Genomic DNA, 24,050 nt, shown 5'->3' on the forward strand with positions numbered 1-24,050 from the left:
CGTCCAGGGGCGTCGCGCAAGACCGGCTGCATCGCGGTGGCGCGCCGCCACCTGAGCTGACGATGCTGCGGAGAAGACGTCATGTTGAACGCAGGCCTGATCGCGATCGCAGTGAATGCCGGCCTCCTGACCTTCGTCGCCGATGGCCCGCCGCGTTTCGACATCGAAAAGTCCTGTGCCGGACTGACGGCCCGCAACAGCGGCATCGCCCGGCCGCAGCAGGCCTGTCACGACGACGAGAGCAAGGCGCAGACCGCGCTGGCCGCGAGCTGGGCCAACTATTCTGCTGCCGACCGCAACCGCTGCGTCGAGTCGGCCAGCCTCGTTGGCGCGCCGAGCTATGTGCAGGTTCTGACCTGCCTCGAGATGACGAAGCCAAAATAGGCCGTAGACTTGTTGGCAGCTTTCGCGGCAAGCCACGCCGTCTTTCCGGGGCAGGCGGCAGACATGCCGTCATCCTGGACAAGTGGCGCAGGCCGCGCAGCTTCTGGACCCATCGTAGAGATCTGCGCTCGACGATGGGTCCCGGGACGAGCTGCGGTCGCCTAGGATGGCAGCGCGCTTCCGCGCGAAATCATCCCGTCCTAGTTAAGGCTCGCCACGACCACCAGCCGCTTCACCTCGCCGCGCAGATAGGCCTGCAGGAAGCGGTCATAGTCCTTGAAGGAGACGCAGCCGTTGGAATCGCCGCGAGGGCCGAGCAGGTAGGGGTGGGTCAGCAGGCCGGCGCGACCATAGATGGCCTTGCTGCCGCCGACAGGGTGCATGCGCAACGCGCGCGTGCCGTGGAAAAGCGCCTCGCGCTCAGTCAGCGTGTAGGTATGCGGCGGGGTCGCGCCTTTCATCCGAACATGGACGAAGCGCACATCGTCCATCTTGTCGCCGAGGCCCGAATGAGCTTCGAGCCTTTCGCCATTCGGCATGTAGACGGTGCGTGCGCTGATATCATAGACCGCCGTTCCCGCCGATGCCGGGCCAGACGCGGGGCCTAAGGACGGGCTGAGCCTGCGGCCACGCGAACGGTCGACGACGTCGTCTTCCGGTGCGGCATAGGCCATGGCCGGGCCGTTCGGCTGGCGCGGCGCGCCGAACAGCTTCTCGAAGAAGGAGCGATTGTCCTGCGCCGCGGCGACAGGCGCCGGGGATGCTGCAGCCCTGGCGCGGCGCGTCGGCTGGCGCAGCGGGATGGCAGACTCGGCGGTTGCAGGCAGCTTCAGTTCGGCCGGGCGGGGTGCCGGCATGGGAAATCCCTTGATCGCCGTGGAAATGGCTTGCGCCGCTCCCGCATCAGCCTCTTCCGACGTCTCGAGCGGGATAGTGGCGGAGGCCGCCGGTAAAGGCAGCGCGGGATCAATGGAGGCGATCTGGGCCGCAGGCTCCGGCGCCGTCACCGGCTTCAGAGCCTCGGGCAAGGGCGTGCGCTGCAGCGCGGCCTGCATCGGCAGGTTCCCGCCAAACGAGCCCGGTGTCGTGCCGAGAATAAAGCCCGGCTTCAGCAGGTCGCCATGCGCCGTCGCGGATTTTGCCAGGGAGCCGGTGATCTCGACATCGGGCAGAAGCGTCGCGCGGAGCGGGCGCTCTGCCTGCGGCCCGGGCTCAAGCAACACGAATCCGATCCCGCAGCCGACAACAATGAGAGCGATCTGGAGAAAGATGTTGTGCGCCACCCGGTAACGGGTGCGTGCAACAAGCCGCCGCCTATGGCCCAATCCCGACATCCAGCAACGCTCTCGACTCGACGCAACACTTGCCTACCGCCGGGCCGAAAAGCGGGAAGACCGGCGACCGCAGCTGCATTCGAGTAGAGGGCCGCGTGGTTAAGGCCGGGTGAATGGATCGCATCGAAGGCGAGAGAATGGCGCGGCGGTGTCGGCTTCCCGATCCGCCGCGCGTCATTTTGGCTTGCTCTCAAGAACAGCTGGACACGGCGCGTCTTAGAGCGGCTTCAACCCGGCTTCGATCTCGGCTCGCCGGCCCTCGAGGAAGGGCGGCAGCGCCAACTTTTCGCCCATCGTTTCCGCCGGCTCGTCTGCGGCGAAACCCGGCTCGTCCGTCGCAATCTCGATCAGGATGCCGTTCGGCTCGCGCAGATAGAGCGAGCGGAAATAGAAGCGATCGACCGGCCCGCTGTTCGGATAGCCGGCAGCGCGCAGGCGTTCCGCCCAGGCATCATAGTCCGCGAAGGTGGGCGTGCGGAGCGCCAGATGATGGACGCCGCCCGCTCCTTCCCGCGCCTGCGGCAAGCCGGGTTCGACAGCGACATGCAGTTCGGCCGCCGGGCCGCCCTCTCCGATCTTGAAGACGTGTATGTCACCGGACGCATGCCCCGCATCGCGATAGCTGCCGATGCGCTCGAGGCCGAGAAGCTGCGTCAGCACCACCTCCGTGCGGTCGAGCTTCGGCACGGAGATGGTCACCGGGCCGAGCCCACGGATCTGATGCTCGGCTGGGACTGGGCTCTTTTCCCAGACGACGAAGGGAATATCGCCGCCATCGGCGATCAGCGTCAGGCGCTGCCCCTCGGGATCCTCGAAATCGACACCGGCGCGGCCGTTGATCTGGCGGATCTCCGTAACCGCGACGCCAGCCTCCGACAGGCGCCCGCGCCACCATTCCAGCGACGCCTCGTCCGCAACACGCAGCGAGGTACGGCTGATCGAATGCGTACCTCGCCTTGCAGGAGCCGCAGGCCAGTCGAAGAAGGTCAGGTCGCTGCCGGGCGAGCCGGCGCCGTCGGCGTAAAACAGGTGGTAGGCCGAGGTATCGTCCTGGTTCACGGTCTTCTTGACGAGGCGCATGCCCAGCGTCTCGACATAGAACCGGCGATTGCCCGGCGCGTCTGCCGAGATCGCCGTGACGTGATGGATGCCTGTGAGCTTCATCGCTTGCCTCTTCATTTGGCGCCGGCCCAGCGGCGCGGCTTCTTGGGAGAGAAGATAGCAAGCGGGTTGGGCAATGGAAGACGGGCTCAGCCAAGTATGTCATTGCAATGATGCAATGTCAGAATCTGTACTCAACAGCGCCAGATTGTAACTCGGGCTCTCGCCTGAAGGGCGTGCATGGCACGTTTTTCAGATCCTCGTCTGTTAAGGCTTTGGCGCGGACGGCGCGGGCGCGGTCGTCTTGTCGGTCGGCGTAGCAGGCGTCGTGCAATCCTCCGGCTTAGCCTTGCAGTCGAAGACCATGGTCGGCGCGGCCGACTGCCCGGACTGGCCGGCCGACGGCAGGATCATGTTCTGCCCCTTGTCGATCTGTGAGGGATCGGTGGTCTTCGGCCCAAGTCCACCGCTCGACTGGGCTTCCGCCGGCTTCTGCGGTGGAGGCGTTGTCTGCCCCCCCGTCTGGGCGGTGGCGGCGAAGGCCAGTGACGACAGGGCGGCGGCGAGCGCGAGGCCCGAAAGCGAACGAAGCATCGGATTTCCCTTTGCGCGACCCGCAGATGACGGGCCTCATGACGAGGAAACCCCGTCTGCGCGCCGATGTTCCGGGTGGCATTCGAGCGAAACGACCGCCTCAGGCCGATACGGCGTGGCGTCCCGGCTTCGCCTTCAGCTTCAGTTCCTCCAAATCCTGCCGTTCGCGCGGCGTGTTCCGCATCAACTGGTCCCTGCCCGGCTGATACTGCACCGGCTGCATCAGATCGACGCCATACCAGGCGGCTGCGCGGAGCACGAAGGACGGATCAGCAAGATGCGGACGCCCCAACGCGACGAGGTCGGCCCGGCCGGAGGCGACGATGGTGTTGGCCTGGTCGGCGCTCGTGATGTTGCCGACGCACATCGTCGCGACGCGCGCCTCGTTGCGGATCCGGTCCGAGAACGGCGTCTGGAACATGCGGCCGTAGACGGGCCGCGATTCCCGCACCGTCTGCCCCGTCGAGACATCGACGAGGTCGCAGCCCTCGGCCCGGAAGGCCTCGGCGATCGCGACCGAATCCTCCGCGGAAAGTCCGCCCTCGGCCCAATCCGTCGCCGAGACGCGAGCCGATATCGGCTTCTCGCGCGGCCAGAGTTCGCGCAACGCACGAAAGATCTCGAGCGGGTAGCGCAGCCGGTTCTCGACCGGGCCGCCATATTCGTCGCTGCGGCGGTTGGTCAGAGGCGACAGGAAGCTCGCGAGCAGATAGCCATGGGCGCAGTGCAGCTCCAGCATGTCGAAGCCGGCGCGCAAGCCGCGTTCGGCGGCGGCGACGAACTCGGCCTTGACCCGGTCCATATCGGCGCGGCTCATCTCGCGCGGGACCTGGCTCTCGGGATAATAGGGCAAGGGCGAGGCCGAGATGATCGGCCAGGCGCCGTCGGCGAGCGGGCGGTCCATGCCCTCCCACATCAGCTTGGTCGCGCCCTTGCGGCCGGCATGGCCGAGCTGGAGACAGATCTTCGCGCCCGAATTGGCGTGGACGAAGCCGACGATGCGGCTCCAGGCTGCCTCCTGCTCGTCGGTGTAGAGCCCGGCACAGCCGGGCGTGATGCGGGCGTCCGGCGCGACGCAGACCATCTCGGTGAAGATAAGGCCCGGGCCGCCGATGGCACGCGAGCCGTAATGCATCAGGTGCCAGTCCCCCGGCAGGCCGTCTTCCGCCGAGTACTGGCACATCGGCGAGACCACCATGCGGTTCTCGATGCGCAGGTCGCGCAGCATGAGCGGCTGGAAGGCCGGCGGCACCGGCGTGCCGTCCTTGCGGCGGCGGGCGAGCGGACCGAGTTCGCCCGCGACCATCTCGTCCACGGCCTCGACCATGTCCGGCGCGCGCAGGGCGAGATTGTCATAGGTGATCGCCTTCGACCGCGTCATCAGGCCGAAGGTGAAGCGCAGCGGATCGAAATCCCAGAAGCGGCGCAGCTGTTCGAACCAGACCAGCGAGACGTCGGCAGCATGCTGCGTCTTCTCGACCTCCTCGCGGCGTGTGTGCTCGAACAGCGCCAGTGCCCGGCCGACGTCGTGGCCCGCGCCGTGGAAGGCACGGTGGAGGCCGATCGCATCCTCCATCGCGAGCTTGGTGCCCGAGCCGATCGAGAAATGCGCGGTCGCCTTGGCGTCGCCGATCAGCACGACATTCTCGACGACCCAGCTGCGGCAGCGGATCATCGGGAAGTTGCGCCAGAGCGAACGGTTGGTGACCAGCCTGTGGCCCTGAAGCTCCTCGGCGAAGACGCCTTCCAGGAAAGCAGCGGAAGCGGCCTCGTCCATGCCGTCCAGTCCGGCCCGCGCAAAGGTCTCGGGATCGGTCTCCAGCACCCAGGTCGAGCGGCCGGCCTCGTACTGGTAGCAATGCGCGATGAAGACGCCGTGGTTCGTCTCCTTGAAGAAGAAGGTGAAGGCATCGAAGGGTCGGGTCGAGCCCATCCAGGTGAACTTGTTGGGGCGAAGATCGACCTCCGGCTGGAAGCGATCCCGCCAGCCCTCGCGGATGCGGCTGTTGATGCCGTCCGCGCCGACGACGAGATCGTAGTCGCGCTTTAGCACCTCGATGTCGGCCGCCTCCTCGCCGAAGCGCAGGGCCACGCCGAGTTCGCGCGCCCGCGCTTGGACCAGCAGCAGCAGTGAGCGGCGCGAGCAGCCGCAGAATCCATTGCCGGGAACGCGGTGCAGGCTGTCCTTGAAGTGGATCTCGATGTCGTCCCAATATGCGAAATTATCGCGGATCGCGGCGTAGCTGGCCTCGTCGGCTGCCTTGAAGATGTCGAGAGTCTGGTCGGAGAAGACCACCCCGAAGCCAAAGGTGTCGTCCGGCTGGTTTCGCTCGAAGACGGTGATGTCGAGTTCCGGCCAGTCGCGCTTCATCAGGAGCGCGAAATAGAGTCCGGCGGGCCCGCCGCCGACGACCGCGATACGCATGATGCTCCTCCCGAGAGCCGCTTACGAAAATTATTTTAGGCCTGAAATAATTTTGACTCAAGCCGGGTCGAACCGGCCTTCGTCAAGACCAAGAACAGATCGCGCAAAACACCCGATTTGAGCGCTATTTCTGCAAAATATCTCCATGCCTTCGGCAGGAACGGCTTGGACGCTCCGCGCCCCTTGCAAAATCCTTTAGACCTAAAATACATTGCCTGCATCTGGAGGTGGATCGGATGCTCCTGTCAGGGCGGCACGCGGTGGTGAGCGGTGGAGGGCGCGGGATCGGCCGCGCTATCGCCGCAGCGCTGAAGCGCCAGGGTGCACGCGTCTCGATCCTGGGCCGCGACGAGGCCGCGCTGGCTGCGACATGCGAAGCGGGCGACGCCGACGCCCATGCGATCTGCGACATTCGCGACGAGGAGGCCGCGGCGGCGGCCGTGGCGCAGTTCGCGACCTCGCAGCCGGTCGACATCGCCATCGCCAATGCGGGCGCCGTCGAGACAGGCCCCTTCCTGCGCAGCCCGGCCGAGCGCTTCCGCCGGCTGAACGAGATCAACCTCATCGGCACCGTGAACCTGTTCCATGCCGCCCTGCCCGGCATGATCGAGCGCAGCAGTGGCCGGCTCATCGCGATCGCCTCCACGGCGGGGCATCGCGGCTATCCTTACGTCTCGGCCTATGTCGCGGCGAAACACGCCGTGGTCGGGCTGGTGAAGTCGCTCGCCCTCGAGACGGCGCGCTTGGGCGTCACCGTCAACGCCGTCTGCCCGGGCTATGCCGACACGGACATGGTCGCGACCGGGCTCGACACCATCGTCGCGAAGACGGGCGCGACGCGCGAGCAGGCGCTGGCCGAGATGGTCAGGGCAAATCCGCAGGGCCGGCTGATCGAGCCGCAGGAGGTCGCGGCAAGCGTGCTCTATCTGTGCGGGCCAGCCAGCGGGTCGGTGACGGGCCAGTCGCTGCTGATCAATGGCGGGGAGTTCTGAGCCATGGAGACCCCCGCCCCCGGCCTGATGCTAGACCGCGAGACCAAGGCCAGCGAACGCCCCGGCGACCACAAAGACGAATTGCGGCTCTGGCTGAGGATGCTGACCTGCTCGACCCTGATCGAGACCGAGATCCGCAACCGGCTCCGCGAGGAGTTCAAGACCACGCTGCCGCGCTTCGACCTGATGGCACAGCTCGACAAATCGAGCACCGGCATGACCGTCGGCGAGGTCTCGCAGCGGCTGATGGTTTCGAACGGCAATGTCACCGCCGTCGTCGCCGGGCTGCTGGCCGACGGGCTCGTCGACAAGCGCGCCGCGACGCAGGACAGGCGCGTCCAGGTGCTGACGCTGACCGCGGCGGGCCGCAAGGCCTTCAAGGCTATGGCCGAGCGGCATGAAAGCTGGATCGCCGAGCTTTTCGCCGGGCTCGACCAGCCGGAGATCGCGCAGCTGTTCCGCCTGCTCGGACAAACCAAGACCTCGCTGCATCGCGCCATAGCGGCGCGGGCGAACGAGGCTGCCCAGGGAGACGTCCGATGAGCCGGACCGCCAACGCCACGATCCTGCCCTTGGTCGATTTCACGCCGGCGCATTTCGCGCTGTCGGTCAGCGGGAAGGTCGCGACCGTGACGCTGAACCGTCCTGAGAAAAAGAATCCGCTGACCTTCGCAAGCTACCGGGAAATCACGGATTTCTTCGTCGCGGCGCAGAAGGACGAGCAGGTCAAAGCGATCGTCGTCGCCGGAGCCGGCGGCAACTTCTCCTCGGGCGGTGACGTGTTCGAGATCATCGGGCCGCTGGTCGCGATGGAGACGAAGGACCTGCTCAAGTTCACCCGGATGACGGGCGATCTCGTCAAGGCGATCCGGGCCTGTCCGCAGCCGGTGATCGCCGCGATAGACGGCGTCTGCGCCGGCGCCGGCGCCATCATCGCGATGGCCTCCGACATGAGGCTCGGCACGGCGGAGACCAAGATCGCCTTCCTGTTCAACCGTGTCGGGCTCGCGGGCTGCGACATGGGCGCCTGCGCGATGCTGCCGCGGATCATCGGGCAGGGCCGCGCGGCCGAGCTGCTCTATACCGGCCGCGTGCTGCGCGGCGAAGAGGCCGAGCGCTGGGGTTTCCTCAACCGGCTGGTAGCGCGGGACAGCGTGCTCGGCGAGGCCCAGGCGCTCGCCGCCGAACTGGCTGATGGCCCGACCTTCGCCAACGCCATGACCAAGCGCATGCTCGAGATGGAATGGGCGATGTCGGTCGAGAGCGCGATCGAGGCCGAGGCCGTGGCGCAGGCGCTGTGCATGCAGACCGAGGATTTCGCCCGCGCCTATCACGCCTTCGCCGCGAAGCAGAAGCCGGTGTTCGAGGGCAACTGAGATGAGCGCGCAGAGCAGCGGACCGTTCGGAACCTCGATGCTCGGCGATACGCTCGACTGGCCCTTTTTCGAGGAGCGGCATCGCCGCTTCGCCCGGGAACTCTCCGCCTGGGCCGATGCCACCCTGCCCGGCCTGCCGCATGACGATGTCGACGCCGCCTGCCGCGCTCGCGTGGCGGCGCTCGGCGAAGGCGGGTTCCTGCGCGCGGCCGTGCCCGAAGCCTATGGCGGGCTGAGTCCGGCGCTCGATGTCCGCACGCTCTGCCTCGCGCGCGAGATCCTCGCCAGCCGCGACGGACTCGCCGATTTTGCCTTTGCGATGCAGGGGCTCGGCACCGGCGCGATCACCGTCGCCGGCGCGGAAGCGATGAAGGCGCGCATCCTCCCCGGCGTCTGCGAGGGCGTGCGGATCGCGGCCTTCGCGCTCTCCGAGAAGGAAGCCGGTTCGGATGTCGCTGCCATGGCGACCACGGCGACGCCGGACGGCGCCTGCCATATCCGCATCGACGGCGAGAAGAGCTGGATCTCGAATGGCGGCATCGCCGATCATTACGTCGTCTTCGCCCGCACCGACGAGGCGCCCGGCGCGCGGGGCCTCTCGGCCTTCCTGGTCGAGGCCGACAATCCCGGCCTGAGCATCACGGAGCGGATCGACGTGATCGCGCCGCACCCGCTCGCGACGCTGCGCTTCGATGGCTGCCGCGTGCCGCTGGAGAACCGCATCGGCGGGCCAGGCGACGGCTTCAAGGTCGCGATGGCGACGCTCGACATCTTCCGCTCGACGGTGGGAGCTGCGGCTCTAGGCTTCGCGCGGCGCGCGCTGCACGAAACGATCTCGCATGCCAATGGCCGCAAGCTTTTCGGCGGTACGCTCGGGGATCTCCAACTCAGCCAAGCGGCGATCGCCGACAGCGCGGCAGAGGTCGATGCGGCCGCCCTGCTGGTCTACCGCGCCGCCTGGACCAAGGATCGCGGCGCGGCACGCGTCACACGCGAGGCCGCTCTCGCCAAGCTCGTCGCGACAGAGAACGCCCAGGCCGTGATCGACCGGGCCGTCCAGATCCATGGCGGCCTCGGCGTCACCAAGGGCGTCAAGGTGGAGGAATTGTACCGGGAGATTCGAGCGCTGCGCATCTATGAGGGCGCCAGCGAGGTCCAGAAGGTCGTGATCGCGCGCGACCTGCTCAAGACACATGCCGCAAAGGCAGGGGAACGAGATGAAAGCAACCGAATTCGCGAGATCGGGGCATGAAGACAGTTTTGCGCGGGACAACCTGCCCCCGCGCGAAAGCTGGCCCGATCTAAGGCTGGAAGAGGCCGCCCTCGCCTATCCCGAACGGCTCAACTGCGTCGCCGAACTGCTCGACCGCCATCTGGCGGAGGGGCGCGGCGGGCGCATCGCGGTGATCGCCGCCGGCCTGCAGTGGAGCTATGCGGAGCTCGCAGAGAAGGTGAACCGCATCGCCACTGTGCTGACGCGCGATCTCGGCATGGTCGCCGGAAACCGCGTGCTGCTGCGGGCCGGCAACACGCCGATGATGGTCGCCGCCTATCTGGCGGTGATCAAGGCCGGCGGCATCGCGGTCGCGACCATGCCGATGCTGCGAGCGGGCGAGCTCGCCTATCCGCTGCGCAAGGCGCAGATCGCGCTCGCACTCTGCGACCACCGCCTCACGGCCGAGCTCGAAGCCGCGAAGGCACAGGCCCCCGGCCTCGCCCTCATCGTCGGCTTCGGCAGCGGCGAGAGCGAGCTCGAGCAACTGATGGCGCAGCCGGGCTACGAGCATTTCGAGGCTGCGGATACCGCCCGCGACGATGTCTGCCTGATCGCCTTCACCTCGGGCACCACCGGCGAGCCCAAGGGCACGATGCATTTCCACCAGGACATGCTGGCAATCTGCGACACCTATGGCGCACAGGTGCTGAGGGCCTCGCCCGACGACCGTTTCACCGGCTCGCCGCCGCTCGCCTTCACCTTCGGGCTCGGCGGGCTCGTGCTCTTCCCGATGCGGATCGGGGCCGCGATGGTGCTGCCCGACAAGGCCGGGCCGGCCGAGCTAATCGAGGCGATCGAGCGCCACAAGGTCAGTGTCGTGTTCACGGCCCCAACCGCCTATCGCGCCATGCTGGACAAGCTGGAAGGGCGCGACATCGCCTCGCTCAGTATCTGCGTCTCGGCCGGCGAGACCTTGCCGAAATCCATCTTCGATGCCTGGCAGGAGCGGACGGGGATCGCGCTGATGGATGGCATCGGCGCGACCGAGATGCTGCACATCTTCATTGGCGCGCCGCGAGAGGCGATCCGGCCCGGCGCTACCGGTCTGCCGGTGCCCGGCTACGAGGCCATGGTCGTCGACGCGGAGGGCACTGAGGTTCCCGACGGTACGCCCGGGCGACTGGCGGTGCGCGGCCCGACGGGCTGCCGCTATCTCGCCGACGAGCGCCAGACGCGCTACGCCCAGAATGGCTGGAACATCACCGGCGACACCTATGTCAGGGATACCGATGGCTATTTCTGGTACCAGGCCCGCTCCGACGACATGATCGTCTCGGCCGGCTACAATATTGCAGGGCCGGAGGTGGAGGCCTGCCTGCTTACCCATCCGGACGTGCTGGAATGCGGGGTCGTCGCGGCGCCCTGCCCCGAGCGCGGCAACATCGTGAAGGCCTATGTCGTGCTGCAAGAGGGCGTTGCTGCCAGCGATGCGCTGGCCAAGGCCTTGCAGGAGCATGTGAAGGCGGCTATCGCGCCCTACAAATATCCCCGTGCCATCGCGTTCGTGGCGGCGCTGCCGAAGACCGCCAGCGGCAAGCTCCAGCGCTTCACCCTGCGCCAGATGGCGCGCGGCGAGACCTGAGCCGACACTTTGCAAGCACCAGACGAGCCGGAACGGCCCCGAAGCGAGGCGACGCCATGTCGAGTGAAACCCTGTCCCGCGCCATCCTGCCCGAGGGCTGGCCGATTCCGCGCGGCTATGCCAACGGCATGGTGGCGGAAGGGCGCGTGCTGGTAACGGGCGGGCTCGTCGGCTGGGATGCTCAAGGCGTCTTCGCGAAGGGTTTTCTGCCGCAGCTCCGGCAGACCCTTCTCAACATCAAGGCAGTCGTCGAGGCCGGCGGCGGGCGCGTCGAGGATATCGTGCGGCTGACCTGGTACGTCACCGACATCGAAGCCTATCGGGCGAGCCTGAAGGAGATGGGCCCGGTCTATCGCGAGGCGCTGGGCCGGCATTTCCCAGCCATGGCCGTCGTGCAGGTGGTTTCGCTGGTCGAGCCCAAGGCGATGGTCGAGATCGAGGCTACAGCGGTCATCGCGGGCTGACCCGTCACCAGACGGAAACCCGCCGTCATTCCGGGGCTTCGCGTAAGCGAAGAGCCCGGAATCCAGAACCGCAGGCGTTCAGAAGCGGTGCGCGATCATCCTGCCAATTCGGCGATTATGGGTTCCAGGCTCAGGCCTTCGGCCTGCCCCGGAATGACGGCCCGGCTCAGTCAGAGCGTGTCCTAGATGCCGCGGATCGCGCCGCCGTCGATGCGGATTTTTGCGCCGGTGACGTAGCTCGCCCGTTCGCTGGCCAGGAAGGCGACGACATCGGCGAATTCCTGCGGCGTGCCGTAGCGCCCGGCCGGAATCGTCGACCGCGAGGCCGCGGCAGCAAGATCGGGCGTGGTCCCGGTGCGGTCGGCGGCGGCCTTGTCAAGCTGGTCGACGCGCTCGGTGTGAATCCGGCCCGGCAGCACGACATTGACGGTGACGCCCTGCCCGGCGACTTCCGCGGCCAGCGTCTTCGACCAGCCGACCACGGCGGAACGGATGCCATTGGAGAGAGCCAGCCGCGGAATCGGCTGTTCGACGCCCGAGGATGCGATGGTGACGATACGGCCATAGCCGCGCTCGACCATGCCCGGCAGCAGGCCCTGCGCCAGATGGAATAGGTTCGCGGCCATCGCCTCGAAATGCTTCAGCCAGTCGTCTCGGCCGGCCTCGCGGGCCTCGGCCGGCGGCGGGCCGCCCGAATTGCCGATCAGGATGTCGACGCCGCCGGCCTCCTTCAGCGTGGCGACGAGCGAGTTCACCGAGGCGAGGTCGGCGAGATCGAGGCTCGCGGAGAAGATGCGGCCGCGGACCTCCTCGGGGCACTGGCTGGCCCAGGCGTCGGTCGCAGCAACATTGCGTGCCGCAGCGATCACCGAGGCGCCCTCGCTTGCCAAGGTCCGCGCGATGGCGGCTCCGAGGCCGCGGCTGGCGCCCAGCACCAGGGCACGCTTGTCGTGAAGGCCGAGATCCATGCTTTTCTCCATTGGGTTGGCGTCGCATGCGCGGCGCACCTCTTGCCCTGATAGCGACTCGATGCCTTCGAGGAAACGGCTGTCTGGCCATTCCAGGCCCAGCCGAGATCGCGGCGCGGCATCTCAGTGGAAATCGCGTGATTTCGGCAGGATTCGAACGTCGCGCGGATGGCGGTGGCGCGGATACTGCGGATGCTTGAACTCGTCCGCCCGCGTCAGCGGGACCTCAGCGCGATGGGTGTCCGACAGCGCGAGCAGATCGGCCGAGCGATCGACGACGCGCTGCGTCATCAGATGCACCACGCCTTCGGGGCTCTTCTGCACCCTGCCCTCGATCAGCATCAGCCGCGCAGCCATGACCTCGCGGCGGAAGCGCTCGAACAGCCGCGCCCACATCACGACATTCACGATGCCGGTCTCGTCTTCCAGCGTGACGAAGATCGCCTTGCCGTTCCCGGGGCGCTGGCGCACCAGCACGATGCCGGCGGCGCGCACCCAGCTTGCGTCCGGCCGAGCCTCGACCTCGACGCTGCTCAGGATGCCCTCGCTGCGGAAACCCGGCCGGAGTAGCTGCATCGGGTGCCCCTTCAGGGAAAGTCGAGCCGTCTGGTAGTCGGCGACGACGTGTTCGGCGAGCCGCATTCTCGGCAAGGCGGCTTCCGGCTCGGCGCCGAGCTCGCGCGCCGCGGCGACCTCGAAAAGCGGCAGCGACTCATCCGAAGGCAGGCGCCGCACCGCCCAGAGCGCCTCGCGGCGATCGAGGCCGAGCGAGCGGAAGGCATCGGCATCGGCGAGGAGGCGCATGGCCCGCGCCGGCAGCCGCGCACGGCGCATGAGTTCCTCGACGCCGTGGTAGCCGTCCTTGCGGTTGCGCTCGATAGCGAGCCCCCAATCCTCGGCGAAACCATCGATCTGGCGGAAGCCTAGGCGCAGCGCAAAGGGTGATGTCTGCCTTATTCCCCTCTCAGCTCTCATCCTGAGGAGCGCTTCCGCAGGAAGCGCGCCTCGAAGGATGCTCCCGACGGCTTCCGAGACCATTGAAGCATCCTTCGAGACGCCGCTGCGCGGCTCCTCAGTATGAGGGCAGTGGGCTCCGAAAGAACCTCCCCGGTCATCCCGGGCGACCGCAGGGAGACCCGGGATCCATTCCGGAACCTCTCCGATAAGCGCTCCGGAATGGACCCCGGAGCTCCGCTTCGCTGCGTCCGGGGTGACGGCGCCTTTTTCTTCAAGGTGATCGACGCGCTCCAATCCATTGTCCCAGAAGCTGAAATTGACGTCGATCACGCGTGGCTCGACGCCGCCGTTCTCCTGCGCCTCGCGCACGATCTGGGCCGGCGCATAGAAGCCCATGGGCTGTGAGTTCAGCAGCGCGCAAGCGAAGGCGGCCGGATAGTGCCTTTTCATAAAGGAGGAGACATAGACCAGCTTGGCGAAGGAGGCGGCATGGCTTTCCGGGAAACCGTAGCTGCCAAAGCCCTTGATCTGGTCGAAGCAGCGCTGGGCGAAATCGCGTTCATAGCCGCGCCCCACCATGCGCCCGACCATTAACTCCTCGAAATGGTGGATCGTGCCGACATTGCGGAAGGTCGCCATGGCCTTGCGCAGGCCATTGGCTTCGGGGTCGGTGAATTTGGCCGCCACCATGGCGAGACGCATCGCCTGCTCTTGAAAGAGCGGTACGCCGAGCGTCTTGTTCAGCACTTCGTAGAGCTCATCGGCCTTGCCATGCTCTGGCGCCGGCGAGGGATAGCTCACCTTCTCGATCCCCGCCCGCCGCCGCAGATAGGGATGCACCATGTTGCCCTGGATCGGCCCGGGACGAACGATGGCGACCTGGATGACGAGGTCGTAGAGCTTTTTCGGCTTCAGCCGCGGCAACATGTTCATCTGTGCCCGGCTCTCGACCTGGAAGACGCCGAGCGACTTGCCCTCGCAGAGCATGTCGTAGGTCTCCCCGTCGCCGTCCTTGATGTCGAGCGTCAGTTCGGGGCCACCCTCCGCCTTCACCAACTCGAAGGCCTTGCGGATGCAGGTCAGCATGCCGAGCGCCAGCACATCGACCTTCATCAGCCGCAAGGCGTCGATGTCGTCCTTGTCCCATTCGATGAAGGTACGGTCCGCCATCGCGGCATTGCCGATCGGCACCGTCTCGTCGAGGCGGCCGCGCGCCAGCACGAAGCCGCCGACATGCTGCGAGAGATGGCGCGGATAGCCGAGGAGCCTCATGGCGAAATCGACGGCGCGGCGGATGGTCGGATTTTTCGGATCTAGCCCGGCCTGGCGGACGCGGTCGTCGCCGATCTCAGTGCCCCAGCTGCCCCATTGCGTATCGGCGATGCGGGCGGTGACGTCCTCGGTCAGCCCCAGCGCCTTGCCGACATCGCGGATGGCGCTGCGCGGGCGGTAGCGGATCACGGTCGCGGCAATGCCGGCGCGCTCGCGGCCATAGGTCTTGTAGATCCACTGGATCACCTCCTCGCGGCGCTCATGCTCAAAATCGACGTCGATATCGGGGGGCTCCTTGCGCTCGGTGGAGAGAAAGCGCTCGAACAGCACATCGCTCTCGGCCGGGTCGACGGCGGTGATGCCGAGCACATAGCAGACGGCGGAATTCGCGGCCGAGCCGCGGCCCTGGCAGAGAATGCCCTTGCTTTCCGCGAATTCGACGATCTGGCGGATGGTGAGGAAGTAGCGGGCGTATTTCAGCCTCGCGATCAGGTCGAGTTCCTTCCTCAGCAGACCCTGGACTTTCGGCGGCACGCCGTCCGGGTAGCGAATCTCACCGCATTTGCGGACCAGTTCCTCGAGCCAGGCTTGATCGCTCCAGCCGGGCGGAACGGGTTCGTCGGGATACTCATATTCGAGCTGGCCGAGGTCGAACTCGATGCGGCTCATGAGATGCGCTGTTTCCGCGACCGCCTCGGGCGCATCCCGAAAAAGCCTCGCCATCTCCTGCGCCGTCTTGAGATGGCGTTCGGCATTGGCCTCAAGCAGGCACCCAGCCCGCTCGATGGAAACGCTCTCGCGGATGCAGGTCAGCACGTCCTGCAGGTCGCGTTGCTGGGCCGAGTCGTAAAGCACGTCGTTGGTCGCCAGCAGCGGGGTGCGGGTCGCGGCCGCGATCGCCTTCAGGCGTGAAAGACGGCGGCGATCGTCGCCCCGCCGGTGCATCGTGGCCCCGAGCCAGATCGCGCCGGCGGCGGCCTCGTCGAGCCGGGCGAGAAGCACCGGTAAGCCATCGAGGCTACGGCCCGGCATCAGGATCAGCAGGAGGTCGCGCGCATCCGCGAGCAGATCTTCCAGGACGAGACGGCATTCACCCTTCTTCACCCCCTCTTTGCGATTGCCATGGCTGAGCAGCCGGCAGAGCCGCCCCCAGCCCGCGCGATTGGCCGGGTAGACGACGATGTCGGGCGTGCCGTCGGCGAAAACGAGGCGGGCACCGGTGGCAAGCCTGAAGGCCTGCGCCATGCCCTGCATATGCTCGCGGGTGAGCGGCAGTTCGGCGAAAGCCGGGTTTTCGACCCAGATATATTCGCCGGGGCTGCCGCCTTCCCTGATCTTCTCGGGAACCGGCTGACCGTCCTCCCGCAACTGCCTGAGCGCGCTCCAGGCGCGCACGACGCCGGCCACCGTGTTGCGGTCGGCGATGCCGATGCCGGCATGGCCGAGCAGCAGCGCCGTCAACACCAGATTGGGGCCGGGCGAAGCGCCGCGCAGGAAGGAAAAGTTCGTTGCGGCAACGAGTTCGGAAAAATGGCTGGCATCTTGAATCATGCGAAGAGCCCATGCAGGAACCAGCGCGGCGGCGCCTGTTCGGGCTCGTAGAAGCCGATGCGGAACAGCCAAAAGCGGCGGCCTTGCGCATCCTCGACGCGATAATAGTCGCGCATCGGCTCGGAGGAGCCGTCGCGCCACCATTCGGGCGCGATCCGCTCCGGCCCCTCGGCGCGGGCCACGTCATGGGTGATGCGCCGCCAGCGGAAGCGGATCGGCGGGCCGTCCGGCACCTCCGCGATGGCCTCGACAGGCTGGGGCGGTTCGAAGAGCTGGAGCGGACGTGCCGGCGGTTCATGCGGTTCCGGCGCCGGCCAGGCGGCGGTCGAAGCCGGCAGCGCGGCCGACAAGGCCTTTGCCTCGCGTACGGGGTGGTGGGTATCCTGCGCGACGAAGCGCAGGACCCTGTCGCGGCCGAAGCGGGCGACCAGCCGGTCGACGAGATCGGCCACCGCCTCGTCCTCAACGGCGCGCCCATCGAGGCTGGGCTGATGGGTGTCCAGCGGTTCGAAGACCGGGACGGCGAGCCGCACCGCATCGAAGCCGAAGCCCGGATCGAGCGGATCGGCCAGCGTGTCGATGCGCTCGCGCCAGAGCCGCAGGATCGCGGCTGCATCGCGCGAGGGCCGCCCGGTTTCGACAATGAGCCGCCGGACCGCGCCGTCGCTGCGAAAAAAGCTGACCTCGAAGGCGCGACCGCCCTCGCCACGCAGTTCGAGCACGCGCGCGGCCTCCGCGATCAGCCGTGCGACCACCGCTTCCAGTCCCTCGCTGTCGAGCATGGGCTCGGCGAAATGGCGCTCGACGACGCAGGCCGGCGGCGGGCGCAGGGGCGTGATGCGCGCATCTTCCCGGCCCAGCGTGCGCCGCAACTTCACCGCCAGATCCTCGCCGAAGCGGGCGGACAGGGTGGTGGAGGGACGCTCGGCCAGATCGGCAATGGTCCTCAACCCGGCCCGCGACAGGGCGATCACGGTCTCGGCCGAAAGCTCCAGCGCCGCGATCGGCAAGGGCCGCAGCATGGCCTCGTCCGCGCCCGCGGGCACGATCCCGCCACCGCAGAAGCGCGACAGCGCATGCGCGGCTTCAGGCGTCCCGGCGATGGCGGCGCGGAAATCGAGGCCTCCCTTGCGCATCCAGCGGCCGATCGCGGCCTGCAGCGCCGCCTCGCCACCGAAGAGGTGGGCGCAGCCGGTGATGTCGAGCATCAGGCCGTAAGGCGGATCGAGCGCGACCAGCGGCGTGAAGCGGTCGCAGAAGGCCGCCAGCCTCTCAAGGAAGTGCCGGTCGGCCTCCGGCTCGGCCTCTACGGCGAGCAGGGACGGAATCCGTGCACGCGCATCGGCCAGCGTCAGATCGCGCGTCAGGCCCAGCGCGACCGCGCGCTGATCGCAATCGACGATCCGCAGCGCATTGCGCTGGGTCGCGACGACGACCAGCGGCGCCTCAACCGGCCCGCCTGATGCCGGGTTCCTCCCCTCCCGCCGCAGCCGGTCTGTCGGCAGGAAAGGGAACCAGAGTGCGAGATAGCGGCGCGGCATCGGGGTCGGCCCGGTGTCGATCGTCCTGGCCGCCGGTTGCGCCGGCCCGATGGTTTCGGACCGCATGTTCCTGGAAAGATTGTCGGTCACGGCTCCACTCCACACTCCACTCGCCTTCCGCCACGCCGCTTCGGTGGCGCAGCAATCGGATGCCGAAAACCGGGTCACCCGGCGCATTCGCCTCCAGCGCCTGGGACGGCAGGGCCGAGACCAGCCAGCGGGTCCGGGCCGCGCTGGGCGGAGGCGACACTGAGGCACGCAGCAGCAGCGTCGTCGCACCCGAGCCCTCCGCCGCCAGCGAAAGGCGGCGGCTGGCGGTCAGGTCGAGGCAGCGCGGCTCGCCCCAGGGCTCGATCAGCACCGCGCCCAGCGCCGGGCAACGCGCCGCCTCGGAGCCCGCCCTCAACACGCCCACCGCATCACGTGCGCGCACCAGCAGGACCCGCCCCGGATCGAGGCCGAGCTCGGTCAGGCCCGGCGGATGCAGCCGGCCGGTCTCGGCATCGACCACATCCTGCCGGACCCAGAGGATCGGCCGCATCCCGGCTGCCCGGATGGCGAGCCCGACCGCGAAACCCGTCGCAGCCGCGAGATCGGCGGTGGCCGGCGCATAGACCTCGTGCAGGGCGGCCCGCGCGATGCCGCCGCCCAGCGCAGCGTCGAGACCGGGCGCGCCGAAGCTCACCTGCCCGACAGCGGCCGGCACGGTGCGCAGGGCCGCCTCCTCGAGCTGACGGCGGAGATCGTTCAGGGCGAGAGAGTTCGATCGCATTCCCATGGGGCAAATGTTCTTTATTTGTTCTTTTGTAGGACGAACCCGGCAGGAAGGCGAGTCACCTCTTTCAGAGAATCGTCAGGAGCGACGCCCAGCGCGCCGCGGGCGCCTATTCCGCGGCGATGCCCATTGCCAGCCGCAGCGGCGCGACCTGCGCCTCATGGAGCGCCTGGTAGGGTCCGCCCGCCTGCACCAGATCCTCGTGCCGACCCTGTTCGGCGATGCCGGCCTGCGTCACCACGACGATGCGGTCGGCATGGCGGATCGTGGCGAGGCGATGGGCGATGACCAGCGTGGTGCGCCCCTCCGCGAGCTCGGTCAGGGATTGCTGGATCGCGGCTTCCGTTTCCGTGTCGAGGGCCGAGGTCGCCTCGTCGAGGATCAGGATCGGCGGATTCTTCAGGAAGATGCGGGCAATAGCGAGGCGTTGCTTCTGACCGCCCGAGAGCTTGACGCCGCGCTCGCCGATCAGCGTGTCGAGCCCATCCGGCAGGTCCGCGATCATCGTCTCCAGCCGGGCGCGGCGCGCGGCTTCCGTGATCTCCTCCTCGGTGGCGTCGAGCCGGCCATAGGCGATGTTCTCGCGGATGGTGCCGGCGAAGAGGAAGACGTCCTGCTGGACGATGCCGATCTGGCGCCGCAGCGAGGTAAGCGTCAGCGCCCGGATGTCGTGGCCATCGACGACGATGCGGCCGGAATCGACCTCGTAGAAGCGTGGCAGCAGCGACAGCAGCGTGGTCTTGCCGGCACCCGATGGGCCGACGAAGGCGACCGTCTCCCCCGCCGCGATCGAAAGGTCGATGCCGGCGAGCACGGGCCGGCCCGCAGCATAACCGAAACCAACCTCCTCGAAACGGATATCGCCCTTCAGCACGGGCGCCTCGACCGCATCGGCCGCGTCGGCGATGTCGGGCTCGGTCGCCAGCAATTCCCGGTAGCGCTGGAAGCCGGCGATGCCTTTCGGATAGGTCTCGATGACGCTCGCGATCTTGTCGAGCGGCCGGTAGAAGACGCCGACCAGCAGCAGGAAACCGACGAAGCCGCCGACGGTCAGGCTCCCCTGCACGACATACCAGGTGCCGGCCAGCATCACTGCCAGCTGAACGAGCCGCATGCCGAGATAATTCAGCGCCTGGCTCGCAGCCATGATGCGATAGGCATCGAGCTTGGTCGTGCGGTAGCGCTGATTGTCGCCGGCGAACAGCCTGCGCTCATGGGCCTCGTTGCCGAAGGCCTGAACCACGCGCATGCCGCCGATATTCTCCTCCAGCCGCGCATTGAAGGCACCGACGCGACCATATTGCGCCTGCCAGTTGCGGGTCATGCGGGCGCCGTAACGCGCCACGATGAAGCCGGCGAGCGGCACGATCGCCGCCGTGATGAGGGCGAGCTGCGGATGCACGCTCAGCATCAGCAGGAAGGCGCCGATGAAGGTCATCACCGCGATGAAGAGGTCTTCCGGGCCATGATGGGCGACCTCGCCGATCTCCTCGAGATCCTTGGTGACGCGCGCAACGAGATGGCCGGTCTTCTGCTCGTCGTAGAAGCGGAAGGAGAGCTTCTGGAGATGGTCGAAGGCGCGCTTGCGCATCTCCGTCTCGATATTGATGCCGAGCCGGTGCCCCCAATAGGTGACGATCGCCATCAGGCCGGAGTTGAGCGCGTAGATCGCTAGCAGGGCGGCTCCCGCGAGCATGATCATCGGCCAGTCGCCGCGCGGCAGCAGCAGGTCGACGAAGGCCTTCACCGCCATCGGGAAGCCGAGCTCGAGAAGGCCCGACAGCACCGCGCAGCCGAAATCGACCATGAAGAGAGCCCGGTGCGGGCGGTAATAGGCGAAGAACTCTTTCAGCATGGCGGGCTCATAGCAGATCGCCGGTAAGATGCATCGGCACGCTGGTGCGACTCGGCCATGACATCCCCGCTGGAGCCAAACCGCCCTGCCTCGCCGCGATGGTGGCGATCACGCCGAAGCGGTCGGCCTCCATCTGATCGCTGCCCTCAGCAGCAGATACAGGACGGTCGCGTTCAAGAGATGCCAAAGCCAGTGCGTGCCAAGCGGAATGCTCCCGCAGAGCGGGCCGTCGAGCGTTCGGAAGGTCAGGGATAAGGCGAAGGCGAGCCCTGCCAGACCGAGGAGTCGCGCGGTTTCCATGCCATCCGGCCGCCATCGCAGCACGATGGCCATGCCGGCGAGCGCAAGCAGGAAGGCGGCATAGCCTGTCGAGCCTCGCAGCCCCGGCGGCAGCAAGGGCGCGATTCCCCATGAAATCGAAAACGCCACCCCGACGAACGCAAGCGTGCCGAGACTGGTCGCCAGCGGCCTGAGCCCAAGGAAGCGCGCAAGCGCCAGCGCGAAATAGGAAAAGGCGAAAAGCTGGATCGGCACGACATCGGCGGCGAGCGTCCAGGGCTGCGGCGCGGCGTGGAACAGGAAGGAGCCGATGCCGATCGCGAAGACGAACAGGATCAGGACCAGCGCCGGGCAGTCGCGCCCGCCCGCTCGGCGCCAGAGCAGCAGCGCGGCGCATGCGGCCACCAGAAATGCGCCGTTGGTCACCGCGTTCCAGGGGTCGGCCCAGAAAGCGTCGCTCAACCGTTCGCAGTAGCCGTAGGCCCGCATCATCAGCTCCCTCTGCGCCTGGTTATCAACATCGGACGACGCTCGTGCGACGCATGCGGCGTCGCTCCGGAAGCGGCTTGCCGGGCACCCTGGGTTCGCGCAGATTGCCGCCGACCGGGACTGGAACAGCGGATAATGACCATGCGGCGAGCGGTGACGATGAGCCTGGCCTTCGGGCTGCTGCTATACGGCATCGCCGCGATGCCCACAGCTGCGCGGGCCGAGACCTGCGACGACCTGTGGTATGCCCGCAACGAGATCTACAAGGCGCAGGGCTACTGCTTCCGGACGCAGCGCGGCATCAGCGCCTTCGGCAATGCCGGCTGCCAATACGACAATGCCGAGGACCTGCCGCTGTCGAACAGCCAGCGCCGCACCATTGCCGACATCCAGCGCGAGGAGCGCGCGCGCCGCTGCCCGCGCTGAAACGCCGCCCCGTTAGCTGTGGACGCACGCTTTCGACTCGGACGCAATGGCGAGGCGCCGTGCTAGAAGCGCCGGTCGCGAGCCGTCCGAACGCCGATCCGGCACGCACGGGAAGCCGGACCACCTTGAAGACATCCTCACGGAGCCATACGAGCACGGCATGACGACGGCCATCGACATGGGCTTGAGCGGGAGCGGCGAACCCGCGCTTCTCGACCTCGCCGAGTTGCTGGCGACGCGCTTGCTGGTGCAGGGCAATTCCGGCTCGGGCAAGTCGCATCTGCTGCGGCGTCTGCTCGAACAGAGCGCGCCGCTCGTGCAGCAGGCCGTGATCGACCCGGAGGGTGATTTCGTCTCGCTGGCCGACCAGTTCGGTCATGTCGTCGTCGATGCCGAATGCGGCGAGGCCGAGCTGCAGCGTGTCGCGCTGCGGGTGCGCCAGCATCGCGTCTCGGTCGTGCTCAACCTGGAGAATCTCGAAGCCGACGAGCAGCTTCGCGCCACGGCGGCCTTCCTCGGCGGGCTGTTCGACGTCGACCGCAGCCAGTGGTTTCCGATGCTGATCGTCGTCGACGAGGCTCAGCTCTTCGCGCCGGTGATGGCGGGCGAGGTCTCCGACGAGGCGCGCCGGCTGTCGCTCGGCGCCATGACCAACCTGATGTGCCGCGGCCGCAAGCGCGGCCTTGCCGGCGTGATCGCGACCCAGCGCCTCGCCAAGCTCGCCAAGAACGTCGCGGCCGAGGCCTCGAACTTCCTGATGGGCCGCACCTTCCTCGACATCGACATGGCGCGCGCGGCCGACCTGCTTGGCATGGACCGGCGCCAGGCCGAGATGTTCCGCGACCTCGAGCGCGGGCAGTTCGTGGCGCTGGGGCCGGCCCTCTCGAAGCGGCCGCTGCCGCTCAGGATCGGCTCGGTGTCCTCGACCGACCGCGGCGGCGCGCCCGGGCTGATGCCCCTGCCCGAGCAGGCACCGGAAGAGGCCGGCAAGCTGATCTTCACAGCCGGCGCCGACGAGCCCGTTCCGCTGAGCCGACCGGTGCGCCCGGCGCCTCGCCCGCGACCGCCGGTGCATGACACGATGCGCCAGATCGAGGCTTACCGCCCTGCCTCGATGCCGGAGCCCGAGCCGGAGGTCGCCATGGAGCCGACCGAACGCGAGGCGATCATGACCGAGATCCTGCGCGAGCTGATGGCCGACCCCGAGGCCCGCTCGCGGCAGGTCGCCGTGCTCTATCAGGACTTCACCGTGCGCTGCCGTATGCGGCGCCTCGGCCGCACCCATCTCAGCCTCGACGAGTTCCGCCGCCGGCTCGCGGTGGCCAAGGCCGGCGCAAGCGACGAGCTCCTCGAATCCGAGACCTGGCAGGCAGCTGTCGAGGCCTCGCTCGCCCTGCCGGACGATCTGCACGGGCTCTTCCTGTTCATCGCCCGCGCGGCAATGGAAGGCGCACCCTGCCCCGGCGATGCCGAACTCGCCTCGGTCTATGGCACACATTCGCCCAGCCGCGCCCGGCGGCTCCTCGCCTATATCGAGGAACGCGGGCTCCTGGTCTGCCATGTCGATTTTCGCGGCCAGCGTACGCTCGCTTTGCCGACGCTCGGCATCGAGACGGCGCCCGGCCAGGGCAGCGTCCGCACCGCCGGCATGCCCCGCGGCGCGCGGGGTTGAGGGGCCAGCCGCGTGACGACCGCTGCGCCGCACAACATCTCGAAGCCGCCGCGAACTTGACCAGCCGGCCCCGGACCGTGCATGACCGGAGCCCGAAATCCACGGGCTGGCCATGCGCATCCTGCTGATCGACAACTACGACAGCTTCACCTGGAACCTCGTCCACCTCATCGGTGGGCTCGGGGCCGAGGTCGATGTGCGCCGTAACGATGCGCTGACGGTCGCGGAAGCGCTCGACGACGAGCATGACGCGATCGTGCTTTCGCCCGGCCCATGCACCCCGAACGAAGCCGGCATCTGCCTCGATCTCGTGCGCGAGGGCGCCGGCCGGAAGCCGATCTTCGGCGTCTGCCTGGGGCTGCAATCGATCGGTCAAGCTTTTGGCGGCGACGTCGTTCGCGCCCCTTTGCCGATGCACGGCAAGGTCTCGGCGATCCAGCACAAGGCCCGCGGGCTGTTCCGCGGCATCAACGGGCCGCTGCAGGCGACGCGCTACCACTCGCTGGTCGTGGCCCGCGAGACCTGCCCTGCCGATCTCGAGATCGAAGCGGAGTCCGGCGACGGGCTGATAATGGCCTTGTCGCATCGCAGCCTGCCGGTGCATGGCGTGCAGTTCCATCCCGAAAGCATCGCCTCCGAGCACGGCGCGACGATCCTGCGGAACTTTCTCGACATCGCCGAGCGATGGCAGCGCGAACACGGCGGCGCGGCCCTGGCCGGCGCCGTCTGACCGCGAG

The 24,050-nt window shown here is 67.7% G+C and carries 20 protein-coding genes; 10 read left to right on the forward strand and 10 right to left on the reverse strand.

From position 1 onward, the window contains the following. The first annotated feature begins 81 nt into the window (after positions 1-81). Positions 82-384, forward strand: coding sequence for a hypothetical protein (locus ASE63_RS05570; protein ID WP_056797819.1), 303 nt, complete (start codon positions 82-84; stop codon positions 382-384). A gap of 200 nt (positions 385-584) precedes the next feature. Here ASE63_RS05570 and ASE63_RS05575 read toward each other — a convergent pair whose 3' ends face one another. From ASE63_RS05575 to ASE63_RS05590, 4 genes are all read right to left on the reverse strand, one after another. Beyond that, the gene (locus tag ASE63_RS05575) at positions 585-1,607 is read right to left on the reverse strand and encodes a tlde1 domain-containing protein (RefSeq protein WP_244491293.1); all 1,023 of its coding nucleotides are present in this window, start codon (positions 1,605-1,607) and stop codon (positions 585-587) included. A gap of 327 nt (positions 1,608-1,934) precedes the next feature. Further along, positions 1,935-2,882, reverse strand: coding sequence for a ring-cleaving dioxygenase (locus ASE63_RS05580; protein WP_056798093.1), 948 nt, complete (start codon positions 2,880-2,882; stop codon positions 1,935-1,937). 204 nt (positions 2,883-3,086) lie between these two features. After that, positions 3,087-3,413, reverse strand: coding sequence for a hypothetical protein (locus ASE63_RS05585; protein ID WP_056797821.1), 327 nt, complete (start codon positions 3,411-3,413; stop codon positions 3,087-3,089). Between the two features lie 100 nt (positions 3,414-3,513). Further along, a complete protein-coding gene (locus tag ASE63_RS05590; protein WP_056797824.1) occupies positions 3,514-5,838 on the reverse strand; it encodes a bifunctional salicylyl-CoA 5-hydroxylase/oxidoreductase in 2,325 nt (774 codons plus the stop codon). A 236-nt stretch (positions 5,839-6,074) separates the two neighbouring features. Here ASE63_RS05590 and ASE63_RS05595 point away from each other — a divergent pair, with 236 nt between their 5' ends. The 6 genes from ASE63_RS05595 to ASE63_RS05620 are packed head-to-tail and all read left to right on the forward strand — an operon-like array spanning position 6,075 to position 11,528. Beyond that, complete coding sequence (locus ASE63_RS05595; protein ID WP_056797826.1) at positions 6,075-6,830, forward strand: SDR family oxidoreductase; 756 nt, start codon at positions 6,075-6,077, stop codon at positions 6,828-6,830. 3 nt (positions 6,831-6,833) lie between these two features. Beyond that, positions 6,834-7,373 (forward strand): MarR family transcriptional regulator, encoded by a 540-nt coding sequence (locus tag ASE63_RS05600; protein ID WP_244491294.1) that lies wholly within the window; start codon positions 6,834-6,836, stop codon positions 7,371-7,373. Next, the gene (locus ASE63_RS05605; protein WP_056797829.1) at positions 7,370-8,206 is read left to right on the forward strand and encodes an enoyl-CoA hydratase family protein; all 837 of its coding nucleotides are present in this window, start codon (positions 7,370-7,372) and stop codon (positions 8,204-8,206) included. Before ASE63_RS05600 ends, ASE63_RS05605 begins: the two co-directional genes overlap by 4 nt. A gap of 1 nt (position 8,207) precedes the next feature. Then, positions 8,208-9,458, forward strand: a complete 1,251-nt coding sequence (locus tag ASE63_RS05610) for an acyl-CoA dehydrogenase family protein (RefSeq protein WP_200962530.1) — start codon at positions 8,208-8,210, stop codon at positions 9,456-9,458. Beyond that, positions 9,424-11,064 carry a benzoate-CoA ligase family protein gene (locus tag ASE63_RS05615; protein ID WP_244491295.1) on the forward strand — a complete coding sequence of 547 codons (1,641 nt, stop codon included), beginning with the start codon at positions 9,424-9,426 and terminating at the stop codon, positions 11,062-11,064. Before ASE63_RS05610 ends, ASE63_RS05615 begins: the two co-directional genes overlap by 35 nt. Positions 11,065-11,120: 56 nt before the next feature. Then, entirely contained in the window at positions 11,121-11,528 is a 408-nt protein-coding gene (locus ASE63_RS05620) for a RidA family protein (RefSeq protein WP_056797834.1), read from the forward strand. Positions 11,529-11,710: 182 nt separating this feature from the next. Here ASE63_RS05620 and ASE63_RS05625 read toward each other — a convergent pair whose 3' ends face one another. The 6 genes from ASE63_RS05625 to ASE63_RS05650 form a co-directional block, all read right to left on the reverse strand. Continuing rightward, complete coding sequence (locus ASE63_RS05625; RefSeq protein WP_056798101.1) at positions 11,711-12,496, reverse strand: SDR family oxidoreductase; 786 nt, start codon at positions 12,494-12,496, stop codon at positions 11,711-11,713. Between the two features lie 123 nt (positions 12,497-12,619). Then, positions 12,620-16,276 (reverse strand): error-prone DNA polymerase, encoded by a 3,657-nt coding sequence (locus ASE63_RS05630; protein ID WP_056797837.1) that lies wholly within the window; start codon positions 16,274-16,276, stop codon positions 12,620-12,622. Beyond that, positions 16,273-17,817, reverse strand: a complete 1,545-nt coding sequence (locus tag ASE63_RS05635; RefSeq protein WP_082609690.1) for a DNA polymerase Y family protein — start codon at positions 17,815-17,817, stop codon at positions 16,273-16,275. Before ASE63_RS05635 ends, ASE63_RS05630 begins: the two co-directional genes overlap by 4 nt. Then, positions 17,723-18,589, reverse strand: a complete 867-nt coding sequence (locus tag ASE63_RS05640) for a hypothetical protein (RefSeq protein WP_082609691.1) — start codon at positions 18,587-18,589, stop codon at positions 17,723-17,725. The genes ASE63_RS05635 and ASE63_RS05640 overlap by 95 nt, the downstream gene beginning before the upstream one ends. A 112-nt stretch (positions 18,590-18,701) precedes the next feature. After that, positions 18,702-20,447 carry an ABC transporter ATP-binding protein gene (locus ASE63_RS05645; protein ID WP_056797840.1) on the reverse strand — a complete coding sequence of 582 codons (1,746 nt, stop codon included), beginning with the start codon at positions 20,445-20,447 and terminating at the stop codon, positions 18,702-18,704. 108 nt (positions 20,448-20,555) lie between these two features. After that, positions 20,556-21,218, reverse strand: a complete 663-nt coding sequence (locus tag ASE63_RS05650) for a ceramidase domain-containing protein (RefSeq protein ID WP_056797843.1) — start codon at positions 21,216-21,218, stop codon at positions 20,556-20,558. 198 nt (positions 21,219-21,416) lie between these two features. On the opposite strand from ASE63_RS05650, the gene ASE63_RS05655 reads away from it, so the two are divergent. The 3 genes from ASE63_RS05655 (at position 21,417) to ASE63_RS05665 (ending at position 24,043) form a co-directional block, all read left to right on the forward strand. Beyond that, positions 21,417-21,641 (forward strand): YARHG domain-containing protein, encoded by a 225-nt coding sequence (locus ASE63_RS05655; protein WP_244491300.1) that lies wholly within the window; start codon positions 21,417-21,419, stop codon positions 21,639-21,641. Between the two features lie 160 nt (positions 21,642-21,801). After that, a complete protein-coding gene (locus ASE63_RS05660; RefSeq protein ID WP_056797846.1) occupies positions 21,802-23,313 on the forward strand; it encodes an ATP-binding protein in 1,512 nt (503 codons plus the stop codon). A gap of 112 nt (positions 23,314-23,425) precedes the next feature. Further along, positions 23,426-24,043, forward strand: a complete 618-nt coding sequence (locus tag ASE63_RS05665) for an aminodeoxychorismate/anthranilate synthase component II (RefSeq protein WP_056797849.1) — start codon at positions 23,426-23,428, stop codon at positions 24,041-24,043. Positions 24,044-24,050 lie beyond the last annotated feature (7 nt).

Origin of the sequence: Allobosea sp. Root381 (assembly GCF_001429395.1) — a bacterium.
Taxonomy (GTDB): Bacteria; Pseudomonadota; Alphaproteobacteria; order Rhizobiales; family Beijerinckiaceae; genus Allobosea.

Coding starts and splice junctions, on each gene's coding strand:
- ASE63_RS05570 (WP_056797819.1), top strand. CDS start 82: ATGTTGAACGCAGGCCTGATCGCGATCGCAGTGAATGCCGGCCTCCTG.
- ASE63_RS05580 (WP_056798093.1), bottom strand. CDS start 2,882: ATGAAGCTCACAGGCATCCATCACGTCACGGCGATCTCGGCAGACGCG.
- ASE63_RS05585 (WP_056797821.1), bottom strand. CDS start 3,413: ATGCTTCGTTCGCTTTCGGGCCTCGCGCTCGCCGCCGCCCTGTCGTCA.
- ASE63_RS05590 (WP_056797824.1), bottom strand. CDS start 5,838: ATGCGTATCGCGGTCGTCGGCGGCGGGCCCGCCGGACTCTATTTCGCG.
- ASE63_RS05595 (WP_056797826.1), top strand. CDS start 6,075: ATGCTCCTGTCAGGGCGGCACGCGGTGGTGAGCGGTGGAGGGCGCGGG.
- ASE63_RS05600 (WP_244491294.1), top strand. CDS start 6,834: ATGGAGACCCCCGCCCCCGGCCTGATGCTAGACCGCGAGACCAAGGCC.
- ASE63_RS05605 (WP_056797829.1), top strand. CDS start 7,370: ATGAGCCGGACCGCCAACGCCACGATCCTGCCCTTGGTCGATTTCACG.
- ASE63_RS05610 (WP_200962530.1), top strand. CDS start 8,208: ATGAGCGCGCAGAGCAGCGGACCGTTCGGAACCTCGATGCTCGGCGAT.
- ASE63_RS05615 (WP_244491295.1), top strand. CDS start 9,424: ATGAAAGCAACCGAATTCGCGAGATCGGGGCATGAAGACAGTTTTGCG.
- ASE63_RS05620 (WP_056797834.1), top strand. CDS start 11,121: ATGTCGAGTGAAACCCTGTCCCGCGCCATCCTGCCCGAGGGCTGGCCG.
- ASE63_RS05625 (WP_056798101.1), bottom strand. CDS start 12,496: ATGGATCTCGGCCTTCACGACAAGCGTGCCCTGGTGCTGGGCGCCAGC.
- ASE63_RS05630 (WP_056797837.1), bottom strand. CDS start 16,276: ATGATTCAAGATGCCAGCCATTTTTCCGAACTCGTTGCCGCAACGAAC.
- ASE63_RS05635 (WP_082609690.1), bottom strand. CDS start 17,817: ATGCCGCGCCGCTATCTCGCACTCTGGTTCCCTTTCCTGCCGACAGAC.
- ASE63_RS05640 (WP_082609691.1), bottom strand. CDS start 18,589: ATGCGATCGAACTCTCTCGCCCTGAACGATCTCCGCCGTCAGCTCGAG.
- ASE63_RS05645 (WP_056797840.1), bottom strand. CDS start 20,447: ATGCTGAAAGAGTTCTTCGCCTATTACCGCCCGCACCGGGCTCTCTTC.
- ASE63_RS05650 (WP_056797843.1), bottom strand. CDS start 21,218: ATGATGCGGGCCTACGGCTACTGCGAACGGTTGAGCGACGCTTTCTGG.
- ASE63_RS05655 (WP_244491300.1), top strand. CDS start 21,417: ATGCCCACAGCTGCGCGGGCCGAGACCTGCGACGACCTGTGGTATGCC.
- ASE63_RS05660 (WP_056797846.1), top strand. CDS start 21,802: ATGACGACGGCCATCGACATGGGCTTGAGCGGGAGCGGCGAACCCGCG.
- ASE63_RS05665 (WP_056797849.1), top strand. CDS start 23,426: ATGCGCATCCTGCTGATCGACAACTACGACAGCTTCACCTGGAACCTC.